This window comes from Sphingomonas anseongensis (genome assembly GCF_023516495.1).
Classification (GTDB): Bacteria; Pseudomonadota; Alphaproteobacteria; order Sphingomonadales; family Sphingomonadaceae; genus Sphingomicrobium; species Sphingomicrobium anseongensis.
Genome location: NZ_JAMGBC010000001.1, coordinates 171,295 through 187,047, shown reverse-complemented (window position 1 = coordinate 187,047; position 15,753 = coordinate 171,295). Strand labels below are relative to the sequence as shown.

The window sequence follows — 15,753 nt, the reverse complement described above, 5'->3', positions numbered from 1 at the left end:
ACAGTTGCAGGCGAGTTCGGCGTCAGTCAAATGCGAAGGAGATGAACCCCGACGCGCCCCTCCTTTTCTTCGACTCCGGTGTCGGCGGACTGTCGGTTCTCGGTCCAACGCGCGAGCTGCTTCCAACCGCCCCCATCATTTATGCCGCCGACAGCGCAGCCTATCCCTATGGGACCAAGTCGGAGGCCGAGATCGCGTCGCGCGTTCCGGCGCTTCTCGGCCGGCTGGTCGAGCGCTTCCAACCGCGACTCGTGGTGATCGCGTGCAACACCGCGTGCACGATCGCGCTCGACCATGTGCGCTCGGCGCTCGACGTGCCCGTGGTCGGCACCGTCCCGGCGATCAAGCCTGCAGCCGAAATGACGAAGAGCGGAGTGATCGGAGTGCTTGGGACCGAGGCGACCGTCCGCCAGGCCTATGTCGACGATCTCGCCAGCCAGTTCGCGAGCCGGTGCACCGTGCTTCGCTACGGATCGCCCCAGCTCGTCTCGCTCGCAGAGTCGAAGCTGGCCGGCGAACGCGTTTCCGTGGACGAGGTCAGGAGTGCGGCGCTGCCGCTGTTCGAGCAGGGCGGCGCAGACCGGATGGACGTCGTCGTCCTTGCCTGCACGCATTTTCCGCTGCTCCAGGATGAGCTCGCCGAGGCGTTTCCGGGCCGGCAATGGGTCGACGGCGGTCCGGGGATCGCCCGCCGGGTGCGCTATCTCACCAGGGAGCAGCCCTGGCCGGCCCAATATCCGGGCGGGATCGCGGTCTTTACCGGCGTTGAGCCTCGCCAGGCCTTGCTCGGAACGCTCGCCGGATATGGCTTGGACGAGGTCCGCACGCTTTAGCGCGGTTGCAAGGGTGGAAATGATCGAAGCTCGGAGCTAAAGCCCCCCCAACACCGGCGGGAATGTAGCGTTGGATTACGAAAGCATCTTCAAATCTGCGATCGGGCGGCTCCACCAGGAAGGCCGCTACCGTGTCTTCATCGACATTATCCGCACCAAGGGCTCCTTCCCGAACGCGCATTGCTTCGGCGGCAACGGTCCGAAACCGGTCACCGTCTGGTGCTCCAACGATTATCTCGGAATGGGTCAGCATCCTTCCGTCGTCGAGGCGATGGAAACCGCGCTTCACGAGGTTGGCGCAGGCTCCGGCGGAACCCGCAACATCAGCGGCAACACCCATTACCACGTCGAGCTTGAGGCCGAGCTAGCCTCGCTCCACGGCAAGGAGGGAGCGCTCCTGTTCACTTCAGGCTATGTGTCCAACGAAGCGGCTCTGTCGACCCTGGGCAAGCTCCTGCCGGGCTGCGTGATCTTCTCCGACGAGCTGAACCATGCGTCGATGATCGCGGGCATCAAGAATTCGGGCTGCGAGAAAAGAGTCTTCCGCCACAACGATCTCGACCATCTCGAGCAGCTGCTGTCGGAATGCGACGCGGACCTTCCGAAGCTGGTCGCATTCGAAAGCGTCTACTCGATGGACGGCGACATCGCCCCGATCGCTGCCATCTGCGACCTCGCCGACAAATATGGAGCGCTGACTTATCTGGACGAGGTTCACGCGGTCGGCATGTATGGTGATCGCGGAGGAGGGATTTCCGAGCGCGACGGAGTCGCCGACCGGCTGACCATCATCGAAGGGACTCTCGGGAAGGCATTCGGAGTCATGGGCGGCTATATCGCCGCGAGCCGGACGATCATCGACTGCATCCGAAGCTATGCGCCGGGGTTCATCTTCACCACGTCGCTGTCGCCGGTGCTTGTCGCGGGCGCGCTCGCAAGTGTCCGTCACCTCAAGGCTTCGTCGACAGAGCGCGAGGCGCAGCAGGCCGCGGCGGCCACGCTGAAGAAGAAATTCGCGGCCGCTGGGCTGCCAGTGATGCCAAGCGTCACGCACATTGTCCCGCTTCTTGTCGGCTGCCCGGCCAAGGCGAAGCGTATCAGCGACGTCCTGCTCGCCGAGTACGGGCTCTACGTCCAGCCGATCAATTTCCCGACCGTCCCGCGTGGGACTGAGCGGCTGCGCTTCACTCCGGGCCCCTGCCACAGCGTCGAGATGATGGACGAGCTCACCGACGCGCTGGTCGAGATCTGGGCCAGGCTCGAGCTGGAGCTTCGCAAGGCCGCCTGACGCCAAGCCATTCAAGGCGCGTTGAATCCCGATTTTCTGCTAGCATCGCATTTCCGCGAATCGCGTTGTTGGGGGACCGCGAATGGGAGGCAGGTCAGCGAGGGCGTTGTACGCACCGCCCATGCGGCTGCGTGCGCTTTCCGACCGTTCAGCGCGCTTGGTCCGAGCCTTTTGGGTGGTGCTGTTTGGCTTGGCCTTCCTCGCCGATATCGGCGCCACCATTTACGTGCTTCGCGACACTTACGAAGTGCAGCCCGTCTTCGCCCGCTGGGGGCTGGATTACGACGTCGAATATGATGGCCGGGTGCTCGTCGGGACCTTGCCCGACAGTTCCGGCAAGCAGCAGGTCGAGACGCAGGCGCAGGTGCTCAGCCTAAATGGCCACGCGGTCTCGCCCAGGGTCTCTATTGCCGAGCTAAGGTCCGGCGTCGAATCGACCGCCGGACCGGCCCTCGCGATCGACCTGAAGAAGCCCGATGGAACAGTCGTCAGCCTTCAGCAGACACCGGTGAAGCTTGAGGTCGACCGCGCTGTGCGCCAGCAGCGGGACATGCGGATCGCGACGCGGCTGACCACCGCTTTAATCGCATGCGCGGCGCTGCTGGCCTGCTCGCTTCTGCTCGGATTGCGCCGCCCGACCGATCCGGTCGCGATGCTGTTCGCGATCGCCTTCGCGGCGATGGCCGCGACGATCGACCCGCCGCTGCAAATGTGGATGGGGCTCCGGCTGTCGCTGCTCAACGACGTGATCGCCGGTGGTTGGTACTATCTGTTTCTGATCGCCCTCGCGACCTTCCCCGACGGAATCTTCGTCCCCCGCGTCTACCGCTGGCTCATCCCCGCAGGGATTCCCCTCGCCATCTTCCTTTCGCTTCCAGACGTGGATGCGAACGTCCAAGCATTAATCGGCGTGTTCGCGTTGCTCGCGATCCTCATTGGGCAGGCGATCCGGTACCGCCGCGCCGCTGGAGGAATCGAGCGCCAGCAAATCAAATGGGCCGGTTTCGGATTCGTCGTGGGCCTGGTGCTGCTCCTCGGCGCCTTCATCGTCCTGATCTTCATTCCCGAGAATCCGGCACAGCAAAATGCCTGGGTGAACCTATCGGCGCTCGTGCTCTTCAGCCTGGGAATGGCGGCAATCCCGCTCGGCTTGCTCATCGCACTCACGCGGTACCGGCTATGGGAGGCTGACACGGTCATCACCCGTTCGGCAGCTTATGCGGTCGTCACGATTATCGTCGGCGTCGTCTGGGCAGCAACGACGGACCTCGCCAAGCTGATCGTCGAGCAGGTCGTCGGACGCGAAAGCCAGGCCGGAGCGACAGCGGTAAGCGCGGTGATCGCAGCCGGCATATTCTCGCCCACGCAGTCGGTCGTTCTCGGTTGGACCCGCAAGCGTTTCGGCGGACCCATCGACCGCATCCGGGGAGCCGCCCAGCGGCTCAAGAGCTGGGGACTTACTGAAACTCCCGAGGAACTGGCGACCCGGGCGCTGGCGATCATCGACGACGCCATTCATCCTTCCGCTTCAGCAATCGTCATGGATACCGCGACGGGTCGCGATCTCCTGGCCGCCCGCGAGGTTTCATCGCCCGACGATGCGAAGCTGATCGAGCGCCTGGTACTGGCGGACGAGGAAAGCAGCGTCGGGACGTTGTTGATCGGTCGTCGGTCGGACGGCAATCGCTACAACAGGCAGGAACTTGAAGCGGTGCAGGAGATGATCCCTCACCTCGCGGACGCGCTGCGAGTCGCACGCAGCCGGCATTCGCGGGAATCGGTCCTTCAGCAGCGGATCGACGAGATGGCGGCCCGGCTTGCACAGATAGAGGGCGGCCAGCCGAAGCCCGCCTAAGGCTGGCGAATCCGGCCGAGGTGCCTTAGGCACTGGCCATGCGCATCGCACTCGCCTCCGACCATGCCGGATTCGCCTTGAAGGACGAGCTTGCGGCCTGGCTTCGCGACAGCGGGCATGATGTTCTGGACCTGGGGACGAACAGCACCGATAGCGTCGACTACCCCGAATTCGGAGCCCGCCTCGCAAACGCCGTCGCGTCCGGCGAAGCGGAGCGCGGAATTGCCGTCTGCGGCTCCGGAATCGGCATTTCAATCGCCGTGAACCGCAATCCCAAATGCCGTTGCGCCCGTGTGGACGATCCGCTGTCGGCTCAGCTCGCCCGCGAACATAATGACGCAAATGTTCTCGCTCTCGGCGGCCGCCTGATCGGAAGCGACATGGCGAAGGCCTGCGTGATGGAATTCCTCGGCACCGACTTTGCCGGCGGCCGCCACCAGAGGCGCGTCGACCAGCTCTCACAGCTCCTTCAGGAAAGCGACTGACTATGGCCAGCGCAGCCAATTTGAACGACGTCCAGCCCAAGGGCTTCTTCACCGACCGGCTAAGCCAGGCCGACCCGGACGTCGCCGATGCGATCAAGGCCGAGCTTCGCCGCGAGCAGACGCAGATCGAATTAATCGCTTCGGAGAATATCGTCAGCCGCGCAGTGCTGGAGGCGCAGGGCTCGGTGCTCACCAACAAATATGCGGAAGGTTATCCTGGCCGCCGTTACTACCAGGGCTGCGGGCCGTCGGACTCTGTCGAGACCCTCGCTATCGAGCGTGCCAAGAAGCTGTTCGGCTGCGGCTTCGCCAACGTACAGCCGCACTCCGGAGCTCAGGCGAACGGCGCTGTGATGATGGCGCTCCTCCAGCCCGGCGACACGATCATGGGCATGAGCCTGGCCGCCGGCGGGCATCTCACCCACGGCGCTCCTCCCGCCCAGTCCGGCAAATGGTTCAACGCGGTGCAGTACGGAGTCCGGCAGGACGACCATCTGGTCGACTTCGACGAAGTGGAGAGGCTGGCCAAGGAGCATAAGCCGAAGATGATCATCTGCGGTGGGTCGGCCTATCCGCGGCATCTCGACTTCGCCCGCTTCCGTGCAATTTGCGACGAAGTCGGTGCGCTGCTGTTCGTCGACATGGCGCATTTCGCAGGGCTCGTCGCCGCCGGAGAGCACCCCTCCCCGTTCGGCCACGCGCATGTAGTGACGACCACAACCCACAAGACGCTTCGCGGCCCTCGCGGCGGCATGGTCCTCACCGACGACGAAGCGATCGCCAAGAAGATCAACTCGGCGGTGTTTCCGGGGCTCCAGGGCGGCCCGCTGATGCACGTGATCGCCGCCAAGGCCGTCGCCTTCGGCGAAGCGCTGCAACCCGATTTCAAAACCTACGCCAGGGCCGTGATCGCCAACGCCAGGACCCTCGCCGGCCGCCTGAAGGAGCGCGGCGCCGATCTCGTGGCCGGCGGCACGGACACGCACCTCGCGCTCGTCGACCTGCGTCCGCTCGGCCTGACCGGCAAGGATGCCGACGAGAGCCTCGAGCGAGCTGGGATCACCTGCAACAAGAACGGCGTTCCGTTCGACCCGCTGCCGCCGGTGAAGACCAGTGGAATCCGTGTCGGATCGCCTGCCGGAACCACCCGCGGCTTCGGCGAGGCCGAGTTCCGCGACATCGCCGACATGGTCGCCGACGTGCTCGACGGGCTTGGAGCGAACGGGCTCGAAAACAACGGCGACGTCGAAGCGCAGGTGAACAAGCGCGTGCTCGACCTATGCGCCAGATTTCCGATCTACCAGGACTCGTAGAGGCCGATGCGCTGTCCCTTTTGTGCGCATGAAGCCAGCCAGGTGAAGGACAGCCGCCCGTCCGAGGACGGAGCGTCGATCCGGCGCCGGCGACAATGCGAGGCGTGCGGGGCCCGCTTCACCACCTTCGAGCGCGTGCAGCTTCGCGATCTCACGGTCGTGAAGAAGAACGGCGAGCGCGAGCCGTTCGATCGAAGCAAGTTGGAGCGGTCGGTGGCGATCGCCTGCCGCAAGCGCGACATTCCCGCCGAGCGAATCGAGCGGCTGATCACATCGATACAGCGGCAGCTTGAGACCCGCGGCGACGAGGTGACGACCAGCCAGATCGGCGAAGCGGTGATGGATGGGCTCAAGGCCCTCGACCACGTCGCCTACATTCGCTTTGCAAGCGTCTACAAGGACTTCAGCGAACCCGGCGACTTCGCCGAAATTGCCGGCGCGGTCGGCGATGGAAGCTAGCCCAAAGCCCGCAATCGTCCTGGTCCGTCCCCAGCTCGGACAGAATATCGGCAAGGCGGCTCGGGCAATGCTGAACTTCGGCCTCACCGAGATGCGGATCGTCGCGCCCCGCGACGGTTGGCCCAATCCGGACGCAGGCCCGTCCGCAAGTGGTGCGGATATCGTGCTCGAGCGGGCTCGGGTGTTCGACACGGTCAAGCAGGCGGTCGCCGATTGCTCGGCAATCTATGCGTCGACCGTTCGACGCCGCGACTTGGTCATGCCGGTGCTTTCGCCCGAGGCAATGGCGAAAGAGATCGCATCATCATCTGCACCGTCCTGCATCTTGTTCGGACCCGAGCGGTCTGGTCTGGAGACGGAAGACGTCGCGCTCGCCAAAGCCATCGTGACCGTGCCGATCAACCCTGACTTCGGGTCGCTAAACCTCGCCCAGGCGGTCATCCTCCTGGCCTACGAATGGTCGAAGCGAAGCGAGCTCGCAGTCCCACCCGACAAGCCGCTGGAGCCCGTCGCTCCACACGGTGAACTTGAAGGCCTGATCGGTCAGCTGGACGAGGCGCTTGTCGAAAAGGGCTATTTCCATCCGCCGTCGCGGACGGAGGCGACCAGGAACACGCTCCGAACGATCTTCACCAAGAGCGGCTGGTCGTCGCGCGAGGTGAAGGCAGTCCGTGGGGTCATCCGTGCGCTGATGGGCCCTGAGCGGCGACGCGACTAGAAACCATTGCCACGGGCCGCCGATAAGCGCATTGTTAGTTCCCTGAAATGAAAGGAGAACGGCCATGATTTCTCTTCTCATGGCATTGATGCTCTCACCAGCTGACAGCATTGGCGACAGCCGGTTCATACTTCGCGATCCGCTTCAGGGAGCGACGCCCGTCACCGACAAGGACCTGCGGCCGGCCAGGCAGCCGTACTGCCGGACCGAAGCGGACGTCCAGCGCGCAGTCGCGCAGGTTCGCAACGGGGAGCCGGGCGACTGCTTCGTAAAGGACGCCGCAGCGTTCAATCGCCGCCGCTGACCCGCGACGCGACATTGACTTGAAGGTGGCCCGCCACTAGGTGCCCGGGCCACGCAATTGATCCCGCACTCCCGGTGAAGCGGCGATCGCATGGCGCATCAGGCGTCATGGTGCGGTCCCGGGGCTTTGTGAAACGCAAGTTGGAGAATTGAAGTGAGCAAGCGCTCAAGCGCCAAGTACAAGCTCGACCGCCGCATGGGCGAAAACGTCTTCGGACGGCCCAAGAGCCCGGTCAATCGTCGCGAATATGGTCCAGGCCAGCACGGCCAGCGCCGCAAGGGCAAGCTGTCCGACTTCGGAATTCAGCTTCGCGCCAAGCAGAAGCTGAAGGGCTATTACGGCGACATCACCGAAAAGCAGTTCAAGCGCACCTATACCGAGGCCAGCGCGATGAAAGGCGACGCATCGCAGAACCTGATCGGGCTGCTCGAGCGCCGGCTCGACATGATCGTCTACCGCGCCAAGTTTGCTCCGACGATCTGGGCGGCTCGCCAGCTGGTCAGCCACGGCCACATCCGGGTCAACGGCGTGAAGTGCAACATCGCGTCGCGCCGGGTTGACGTCGGCGACGTCATCGAGCTGGGGCCCAAGGCGCAGGAGATGGCGCTGGTGATCGAGGCGCAGAGCCTCGCCGAGCGCGACGTGCCTGATTACGTCGTCCCGGACGGCACCTCGAAGGTGACCTACACCCGCGTACCCACGCTCGACGAAGTTCCCTATCCGGTGCGCATGGAGCCGAACCTCGTGATCGAGTTCTACTCGCGCTAACCTTCACTGGATCGCGAACTCAAAGGGCGGCCATTGGCCGCCCTTTTTGCGTCAGTGGCCGATCGTCCGGTCGAGCAGCTCGCCCATACGGGTGAGGAATTCCTGCCTGACGCCTGAATCCTCGAGCTGGTGGTCGAGGTTCTTGTACTCGAGGAAGTCGACCTGCTTGCCGGCGCCCTTGAGCGCCGCCGCCATCTTCTGCGAGTGCCAGGCGCGGACGTTCGAATCTAGATCGCCGTGGACGAGCAGCACCGGCACCTGGATTGCCGATGCATGCTGAAGCGGCGAGCCCGCGGTGATGTGCGGGCCCGAGCCCACGAAGTCCTCGACCATTCTCGAGCTCGTGTAATTAGCGAAGTCCTGCTTGTAGAGCTGGAGGTCCGTCACCGGCGCGATGGCCACCACGGCCTTGTAGAGCGACGGATCGGTTTCCGCCTCCATCAGCGCTGCGTAGCCGCCGTAGGACCAGCCGACGATCGCGACGCGGTTGGGATCGGCGATACCTTGCGATGCAAGCCAGCGGGCGGAGGCCGCGATGTCGCTCATCGACGTCTGCCAGTTCTTGAAGCCGTTCTCGTTGAGCCACTTGTCGCCGAATCCGGCTGACCCGCGATATTGCGGCTGGAGCACCGCGTAGCCGCGCGCCGCGAGGAACTGCGACAGCCAGTCGAAGCCCCATTGGTCGCGAGAACTCGGCCCGCCGTGCGGAAGGACGATTGCCGGAAGCTGCTTGGCGTCCTTGCCGACCGGCAACGTCAGATAGCCCGGGATCTGGGCGCCGCCCGAGCCGGGAATCGTCACCGGCTTGACCTGGGCAAGGGCCCTGCCCTCGAGCTCCGGCCGCTCGAGCATCGCCTCGTTGAGGGTCTTCTTGTCGCGGTCGAAGACGTAAAAGCGTCCGGGATCGGTGTCGCTTGCGGCAACGATGAGAAGCTTTCGCCCGTCCGCGCTCGAATCGACGAAATCGACCAGCGGAAGGTTCGGGATTGCCTTGGAAAGCGATTCCGAAAGCGCCTTGAACTCGGGGTCGAAATAGACCGCGTGCCGGGTCTGGTCTGCATAAGTGTAGCCGATGACCCGCTTGCCGTCGCCAAAGCGAACGACATCGTCGATATCGACGTTGGGGTTCTCAGCGATCAACCGCTGCGCCAGGCTTCCGTCGAGCTTGATGGCGTACAACGCCTGGCGGCCGTCCTTCTTCTTGAGCGCATAGAGCGAGTCTATGTCCGCATCGACGGCAAGCGGCTGGATCTGTTCGTCGCCCGAGGTGAACTCGGAGAGAGTCTTCCAGTCGCGCGAGCTTGCCGTCCGGTAGAGATATTTGAACCGGCCACTCAGTGTGCCGTCGTGCCTGGCTTCCGCCAGCATCATGACCCGGACGTTGCCCCGCCCGTCGGTCATGTAGCTCGCCGCCGAATCGCGGGCAGTCTCGACGGAACTCACACGCAGGGATCGGGTATCGACCCGGTCGACCCCCAGGCCTTCCTTGGTCTGGATGATGTGGCTTCCGATCTTGCCTTCTTCGGGCACATATTCCCGCTCCATCAGCACGGTGCCGTCGCTTGACCCATTCCAGTCGAGGATCGAACCATCGAACTGGCGAAGGCCGGCGTCGTACCAGCTGCTCGGCTGGCCAAGCAGTTTGGCGTCCTTGCCGTCGAGATTGACCGCGATCAGCCGGCCAAAGCCCAGGATGTCGCCAGACGAGTTGAATGAGTTCCAGGTGACCCGGCAGACCGCCCGGTCGGGCGCAGAATAATTGCACCAGCGGATTTTCTCGGGAACGCCGTCGGCACCGGTCATGACGCTGCTCTTGCCCGTGACGAGGTTCGAGATGACCGCGTAGGTTTTCGGTCCCGGCCCCGGCGTTACGTACAACACGCTCGAACCGTCGGGAGACAGCGTCGCCTCCGACACGGCTTCGCGAGCGCCAAACGCGGCCGCATCCTCTGCAAGGCTGTGAGTCGCCTGCGCCTGCGCGGACGCACTAATCAGCGCGGCGGCCGCCACGCTCCCAAAAATCCAGTATTTCACGAACTAATCCCCCTGCCCAACTTCGGCACCGGTCCAGCTTGTCAGAAGCACCTTCAAAAACAAGGGGCTCGCCTTGGCGCGGCTGGCGGGCGTTGCTACGCGCCGGGCGATGACACAGGCACCACTTCCGGAATGGTCGCCGCACGAGGCGGTGTGGATCGGCTTTCCTTCCGATCCCGACCTGTGGCTTGCCGACCTCAAGGCGGCCGAGCGGGAGGTCGCGGACTTCGCAAAGGCGATCCACGCCGATGGGCGCGGGGAGAAAGTGTGGCTGGTCGCGAGCCACGAGGACGCAGCCGCTGCCGCTGGCGAGCTCGCGCCCTTTGCGCAGGTCATTGTCGAGCCTTTCGGCGACATCTGGTTTCGCGACACGGGTCCCATCGTGGTCGGCTCAGGCAAGGACCGGCGAGCGCAGGGCTTCCGGTTCAACGGCTGGGGCGGCAAATATGAACTCGCCGGCGACAACACGGTGGGCGAGCGGCTCGCCGGGCATGCCGGCTTGCCCTACCGCCAGGCCGAGTGGATCCTTGAGGGCGGAGCGATCGACCAGGACGGTTCCGGCACCGCGGTGACGACCGAGCAATGCCTGCTCAACCCCAACCGCAACCCGCGAATGTCGCGCCGCGAAGTCGAAGTGGCTCTTGCCGGCGACCTTGGGTTCGATCGCGTGATCTGGCTCGGCGAAGGATTGGCCAACGATCACACCGACGGCCATGTCGACAATCTCGCTCGCTTCGTCGCTCCGGGGCGGATCGCGATCCCGACGCCGGCGAAGGACGATCCGAACACGGCAGTCTTCCGCGACGCGGCTCGCCGGCTGCGCGAGACCAGGCTCGATGTCGTCACCTTGCCTTCGCCCGGCGCGCTCGTGAACGACGAGGGCGATCTCATCCCTGCCAGCTACATGAACTTTTACATTGGCAATGCCGCTGTCGTGGTTCCGCAATATGGAGCGCCCAACGACCGCGCCGCGGTCAAGGTCGTCCAGGCGCTGTTCCCCCACCGCGTTGCAATCGGCCTTCGAGCCGACCACATCCTCACCGGCGGTGGAAGCTTCCACTGCATCTCGCAACAGGTCCCGGCATGAGCAAGATCACCGTCGCCGCGCTGCAGCTCGCCTTTGGCGAAGACATTGACGCGAACATCCGCGCCGTCAGCGACCTGGTGCGCGACGCCCATTCGCGTGGCGCCGAGGTCGTTCTTCCGCCCGAGCTGTTCGAAGGACCCTATTTTTGCCGCGAGGAAGACGAGAGCCTGTTCGCCAACGCCCGTCCGGTTGCCGAACATCCGTCGGTGGTGGCGATGCAGAAGCTCGCGGAAGAACTGAAAATCTGGATCCCGACGAGCTTCTTCGAGCTCGACGGGCCCCATCATTACAACAGCCTGGCGATGATCGACCCGGACGGAAAGGTCGCGGGAGTCTATCGAAAGAGCCACATTCCCGACGGCCCCGGATACGAGGAGAAGTTCTATTTCCGGCCGGGCAATACCGGCTTCAAGGTATGGCAAGGCCCACACCGCTCCACGCTCGGCGTCGGCGTTTGCTGGGACCAATGGTATCCGGAAACCGCACGCGCGATGATGCTGATGGGTGCCGACATCCTCTTCTACCCGACAGCGATCGGCACGGAACCGCACGACCCCGACCTCGATACCTCACGCCTCTGGCGGCGGGCGATGATCGGCCACGCAGTCAGCAACGTCGTCCCGGTCGTGGCAGCCAACCGCATCGGCACCGAGGGCGGCCAGCGCTTCTACGGCCACAGCTTCATCTGCGATGAGCGCGGCGACATCCTCGCCGAGTTCGGGGCCGGGGAAACGGGCGCGATCGTGGCGACTCTCGACCTCACCGCAGCGAAGAAGCACCGCGCCGCCTTCGGCTTCTTCCGCGACCGAAGGCCGGAGCTTTACGGGCGGCTCACCGAGGACATTTGAACGCCAGCGCCCGCTCGAACACGCCCTCGAACATCTCCCGGGTCAGCCTGCCGGTGTTCGTGTTCTGCCGCGAGCAATGGTAGGTCGAGAGCAGGACTCGTCCGTCGAGCGCGGTGGCCTCGGCGCCATGCGCGAACTTCGATCCGGGCCATAGGCCGAGGGCCTTTGCCGCGGCCACGTGCGCGATCTGCCCGAGTGCAACGACCACCCGCACTCTTGGCAAGTTCGCCAGGGCCGCTTCGAGATAATGGCCGCAGGTGGCGATTTCTTCGGGGGTCGGCTTGTTGGCCGGCGGCAGGCATTTGACCGCGTTCAGCACCACAGCGCCTTCCAGTTTCACGCCGTCATCGACGTCACCGCGATATTCGCCTTTCGCCAGGTCGAACTTGAGAAGGGTCGAGTAGAAGATCTCGCCCGAATAATCGCCGGTGAACGGCCGGCCCGTGCGGTTTGCGCCCTTCCTCCCCGGAGCCAGACCAACGATTGCAATCCATCCTTCCGGGTCGCCGAAGACGGGCACCGGCGCGTTCCACCATGCTGGATATTCGGCGCGAAGTTCCTCGCGCAGCCTGACCAGCCGCGGGCACAGGGGGCAGTCACGCGGAGCCTCTGCCTGCGGGATCGGAGACAGGTCGGCGGGGCTGGCGAACGCCATCGCGCTGCCGTAGGCGAGCGGCGGTGTCAGGCGCAACGCACCTCTACGCCATCGCCATCGGCTCCAACCGGCCGCACGGGCGCTTCGGCCGCCCGCCACAGGTGGTCGAATCGGCCATCGCCAGGCTCGACGAGGATTTCGGCCTGTTCGACGCCTCGCTTATCCTTCTCAACAAGGCGCAGGGCGGCGCCGGCCGCGATTTCGCCAACGCCGTCGCGCTTGTCGAAAGCGACCTCGACCCGCCGGAGATGCTCCGCTCGCTGAAGAAGCTCGAGCGCGAGTTCGGCCGCCGCCGAGGCCGCCGCTGGGGCTCGCGGGTGCTCGACCTCGATATCGTCGACTGGAGCGGCGGGCGCTGGCGTTCGCGTTCCCTTACGGTCCCGCACGGGGCTGTGGCGGAGCGTGCGTTCGTTATCGAGCCACTGGCCAGCATTGCTCCGAGCTGGCGGCTCGAGGCGCCGCTGACCGCTCGCCACCTCGCGCATCGCCTTGCCCGAAGGCGTCCCCGGCGGTAACGCGCCCTCGCTGGTCGGGCCCTTAGCTCAGTTGGTAGAGCAACTGACTTTTAATCAGTAGGTCGCTGGTTCGAATCCAGCAGGGCTCACCAGCACCAAATCCCAAGAAGGAACCAGCTAAGTCTTTGTTCAACGGATCGGACAAGCCGATCCTTGGGGTTCGAATCCAGCAGGGCTCACCAGCACTTCCGCAGCCACAGTGGATTGACGGACGCCGCGCTTAGCGCGCTGCCATCCGCACCGCATCGATGCTTCCCGTTTCCGGCAGCATCACGCGCAGCTTCTTGTTCGCGAAGTCGATCGAGACCTTCTTGAACGCGCGCAACGCATTCATGCCAAGCAAAAGCGCCGGATGCTTGTCGAGGCCGAGCTGCCGGAAAGTGTGCGCGTCGGCGAAGACCACGGCGAGGTTGGTCATTGTGACGTCGCCCATCTCCAGCTTCTTCACGAACGTATATTGCCCGTGGAGCAGGTCGCCGGTGACCGATTCCAGCTCGACTCCGCCGCCGTTCCTGAGGAGGCCGTCGTTCTGCAGCCGCTGGCGGAGCGCCTCGTTGCCGACACACACCTCCGAGCCGGTGTCCAGAACGACCGTTATGCTGTTCCGGTCGGCCTTGGCGTTGGTGACGATGAGGCGGCCGTTCTTCAACCGGCCGGTAACGACGATCGTCGCGTCATCGCTTGCCAGGCGCTGCTCCGACGGCACGATGGTCATCATGTTCTTGTCGAAGTCGAACATGACTCGCTGCGAGTGGAGCGAGTCGGTCCCGAGGATTCCGTCCGCGCCCATCCTGGCCGCATCCAAAATCGGAGCATCGACGATCGTCAGGTCCCTCCTGCTGAGCTGGAGACTGGGTACGGTCGCGGTGCGGACGCTGCTCATCCCGGTCATCGAATGGAGCGACGCATTGTCGCCGACGACGAGGCCCAACTGCGCTGCGACGTCGCTTGAGATCGCGGTCCTGTCGGCGCCGGTGTCCACGAGGAAGCGGAACGGTCCGCTTCCGCCGACCCTCACCGCGACCGTCATCCGGTCGTTGACGTCCTTGCGCATCTTCACGTCGTCGGCCTGGGTCGTGCGGTCGACCTCCTGAATTTGCCGGACGGTGTCGAGGATGTTGGTCATGGGCTGTTGCGGGGCGGCTGCGAGCGGAGCCGCCGACAGCAGGAGGAAGGGGATCAGGAAAGCTGTGCGCATCGACCGGTCTCCGTTTCGAAGCCGCTGTACACCGGGTCGGAAGCGGGCGCTACATTGCCTCGCCGTAACGACCGACTCGCACATCCGATAACTTATGATAACGACGACGACGTGGGTGACTTTGCGTATCGAGGCACCATGGACGAGTGGGAAAGCAGCTTCGTGGAAAAAAGCGCGAGACGGCACCGGAAGTCCCGTCGCCGGCGCATCATTCGACGGACGATCGTGATCGCCTCTGTCTCGGCCGCGATTCTCCTCGCGCTATGGCTCTTCGACAATCTCACCAGCAGCGCTCCCGACCTGGCGACGGGAAGGGTGCACGGATCCCGCCGTTAGGGACTTTTTAGCTGTCTGAAGCGCAGGCTCGCGACTGCAATTGCCGGATCTTCGAATGGCTGAACCGCAACTGGTCACAACCTTCGTCATGGGGGCTCGCCTCCCGTGGCCGGACGAGTGCGCGGTCAAGGACAACAACGGGCCGTTCGAGGAAGGCGTGATCCACGATTCCGGATTTCGGCAATCGTGCACCATCCGAAAAATCTCCGCGCTCGGCGCGACCGTCCGCTCCAAGGTCCAGCAGGCGCCGGGCGAGCAGGTGGTGGTCGAGCTTCCCAACGGCCAGCGGGCGCCGGCAACCGTCGAGTGGGTCGACGGAGGCGAGAGCGGAATGCGCTTCGCCAAGCCGATCGACGTCATGGCGCTGATCAACCGCAATCTCGTCAGCCAGCCGATCGAGCAGCGGGCAATGCCGCGCGTCGAGATCCGTTGCGCCGCCTACGTAAAGCGCGGCGAGGATTATCTCCCGGCGACTGTCCGCAACGTATCCGCCGGCGGACTCCAGGTCGAAGGAGACTCGATGCCGCCGGTGGGAAGCTACGTTTCGGTGTTCATCGAGAGCCTCAACGTCCCCCCCGGCGAGGTCGCGTGGCAGAAGGACAATCTGGCCGGGATCGAGCTTCTGGAGGAACTGAGCTGGTCCTCGATCATGCCGTGGATCCGCGACCAGGTGCGACGGCAGCCGCAATAGCGGCCGTTTCAGCTGTCACGCTAACCCGTTTGTGCTCCGGTACGAGGGATCAAGCAGATCCTGAACTTCCGCGTGCTCCTTCATGTAGCGCGTGAAGAAGGGGCAGATGGGGATGACCTTGAGGCCACGCTCGCGGGCGGCCGCGAGTCCGGCGACGATCAGCCTGGTGCCGATGCCCTTCCCTCCGTGCGCTTTGGGAACTTCGGTGTGAGTGAACATGATGCGCCCTTCGGGCAGCGTATATTCGGCTATCGCGAATTGACCGTCGCCGAGGTCGATTTCGAAGCGGTGGCGGGCAGGATTGTCGCGGACAATCAAGTCGTCGGTGGGCATGCGCTTTGCCTAACGACTTTGGGGCGCGAAGGC

Annotated in this window: 17 protein-coding genes and 1 tRNA gene; 14 read left to right on the top strand and 4 right to left on the bottom strand. The window is 64.4% G+C overall.

The window, feature by feature from the left end:
• The first annotated feature begins 41 nt into the window (after positions 1–41).
• The 9 genes from murI (at position 42) to rpsD (ending at position 8,023) form a co-directional block, all read left to right on the top strand.
• Positions 42–833 carry a glutamate racemase gene (gene murI, locus LZ519_RS00985; protein ID WP_249866885.1) on the top strand — a complete coding sequence of 264 codons (792 nt, stop codon included), beginning with the start codon at positions 42–44 and terminating at the stop codon, positions 831–833.
• A gap of 70 nt (positions 834–903) precedes the next feature.
• Positions 904–2,121 carry a 5-aminolevulinate synthase gene (gene hemA / locus LZ519_RS00980; protein WP_249866884.1) on the top strand — a complete coding sequence of 406 codons (1,218 nt, stop codon included), beginning with the start codon at positions 904–906 and terminating at the stop codon, positions 2,119–2,121.
• A 178-nt stretch (positions 2,122–2,299) separates the two neighbouring features.
• Entirely contained in the window at positions 2,300–3,976 is a 1,677-nt protein-coding gene (locus LZ519_RS00975) for a hypothetical protein (protein WP_249866883.1), read from the top strand.
• A 38-nt stretch (positions 3,977–4,014) separates the two neighbouring features.
• Positions 4,015–4,461 (top strand): ribose 5-phosphate isomerase B, encoded by a 447-nt coding sequence (gene rpiB, locus LZ519_RS00970; RefSeq protein ID WP_249866882.1) that lies wholly within the window; start codon positions 4,015–4,017, stop codon positions 4,459–4,461.
• Positions 4,462–4,463: 2 nt separating this feature from the next.
• A complete protein-coding gene (glyA, locus tag LZ519_RS00965) occupies positions 4,464–5,774 on the top strand; it encodes a serine hydroxymethyltransferase (protein WP_249866881.1) in 1,311 nt (436 codons plus the stop codon).
• A gap of 6 nt (positions 5,775–5,780) precedes the next feature.
• A complete protein-coding gene (gene nrdR, locus LZ519_RS00960) occupies positions 5,781–6,233 on the top strand; it encodes a transcriptional regulator NrdR (RefSeq protein WP_249866880.1) in 453 nt (150 codons plus the stop codon).
• Positions 6,223–6,951 carry an RNA methyltransferase gene (locus LZ519_RS00955; protein ID WP_249866879.1) on the top strand — a complete coding sequence of 243 codons (729 nt, stop codon included), beginning with the start codon at positions 6,223–6,225 and terminating at the stop codon, positions 6,949–6,951. The genes nrdR and LZ519_RS00955 overlap by 11 nt, the downstream gene beginning before the upstream one ends.
• A gap of 64 nt (positions 6,952–7,015) precedes the next feature.
• Positions 7,016–7,255, top strand: a complete 240-nt coding sequence (locus LZ519_RS00950; RefSeq protein ID WP_249866878.1) for a hypothetical protein — start codon at positions 7,016–7,018, stop codon at positions 7,253–7,255.
• 153 nt (positions 7,256–7,408) lie between these two features.
• The gene (gene rpsD, locus LZ519_RS00945) at positions 7,409–8,023 is read left to right on the top strand and encodes a 30S ribosomal protein S4 (protein ID WP_249866877.1); all 615 of its coding nucleotides are present in this window, start codon (positions 7,409–7,411) and stop codon (positions 8,021–8,023) included.
• A gap of 51 nt (positions 8,024–8,074) precedes the next feature.
• On the opposite strand, the gene LZ519_RS11630 is transcribed toward rpsD, so the two are convergent.
• Entirely contained in the window at positions 8,075–10,057 is a 1,983-nt protein-coding gene (locus LZ519_RS11630; RefSeq protein ID WP_249866876.1) for an alpha/beta hydrolase family protein, read from the bottom strand.
• A gap of 109 nt (positions 10,058–10,166) precedes the next feature.
• On the opposite strand from LZ519_RS11630, the gene LZ519_RS00935 reads away from it, so the two are divergent.
• Both LZ519_RS00935 and aguB read left to right on the top strand, forming a co-directional pair.
• Positions 10,167–11,144: an agmatine deiminase family protein gene (locus LZ519_RS00935; protein ID WP_249866875.1), complete on the top strand. Its 978-nt coding sequence runs from the start codon at positions 10,167–10,169 to the stop codon at positions 11,142–11,144.
• Positions 11,141–11,992: an N-carbamoylputrescine amidase gene (gene aguB, locus LZ519_RS00930; protein WP_249866874.1), complete on the top strand. Its 852-nt coding sequence runs from the start codon at positions 11,141–11,143 to the stop codon at positions 11,990–11,992. The genes LZ519_RS00935 and aguB overlap by 4 nt, the downstream gene beginning before the upstream one ends.
• Here aguB and LZ519_RS00925 read toward each other — a convergent pair.
• Positions 11,976–12,647 carry a uracil-DNA glycosylase gene (locus LZ519_RS00925; protein ID WP_249868820.1) on the bottom strand — a complete coding sequence of 224 codons (672 nt, stop codon included), beginning with the start codon at positions 12,645–12,647 and terminating at the stop codon, positions 11,976–11,978. The genes aguB and LZ519_RS00925 overlap by 17 nt on opposite strands.
• A gap of 23 nt (positions 12,648–12,670) precedes the next feature.
• Here LZ519_RS00925 and folK point away from each other — a divergent pair, with 23 nt between their 5' ends.
• Together folK and LZ519_RS00915 are read left to right on the top strand one after the other, a co-directional pair.
• The gene (gene folK / locus LZ519_RS00920) at positions 12,671–13,162 is read left to right on the top strand and encodes a 2-amino-4-hydroxy-6-hydroxymethyldihydropteridine diphosphokinase (RefSeq protein ID WP_249866873.1); all 492 of its coding nucleotides are present in this window, start codon (positions 12,671–12,673) and stop codon (positions 13,160–13,162) included.
• A 16-nt stretch (positions 13,163–13,178) separates the two neighbouring features.
• Positions 13,179–13,254, top strand: a tRNA-Lys gene (locus LZ519_RS00915).
• A gap of 128 nt (positions 13,255–13,382) precedes the next feature.
• Here the strand turns inward: LZ519_RS00915 and LZ519_RS00910 are convergent.
• Positions 13,383–14,360: an aspartyl protease family protein gene (locus tag LZ519_RS00910; protein WP_249866872.1), complete on the bottom strand. Its 978-nt coding sequence runs from the start codon at positions 14,358–14,360 to the stop codon at positions 13,383–13,385.
• Positions 14,361–14,751: 391 nt separating this feature from the next.
• Here LZ519_RS00910 and LZ519_RS00905 point away from each other — a divergent pair, with 391 nt between their 5' ends.
• On the top strand, positions 14,752–15,387 hold the full coding sequence (locus LZ519_RS00905; protein ID WP_249866871.1) for a PilZ domain-containing protein: 636 nt from the start codon (positions 14,752–14,754) through the stop codon (positions 15,385–15,387).
• A 15-nt stretch (positions 15,388–15,402) separates the two neighbouring features.
• On the opposite strand, the gene LZ519_RS00900 is transcribed toward LZ519_RS00905, so the two are convergent.
• Positions 15,403–15,720 (bottom strand): GNAT family N-acetyltransferase, encoded by a 318-nt coding sequence (locus LZ519_RS00900; protein WP_249866870.1) that lies wholly within the window; start codon positions 15,718–15,720, stop codon positions 15,403–15,405.
• Positions 15,721–15,753 lie beyond the last annotated feature (33 nt).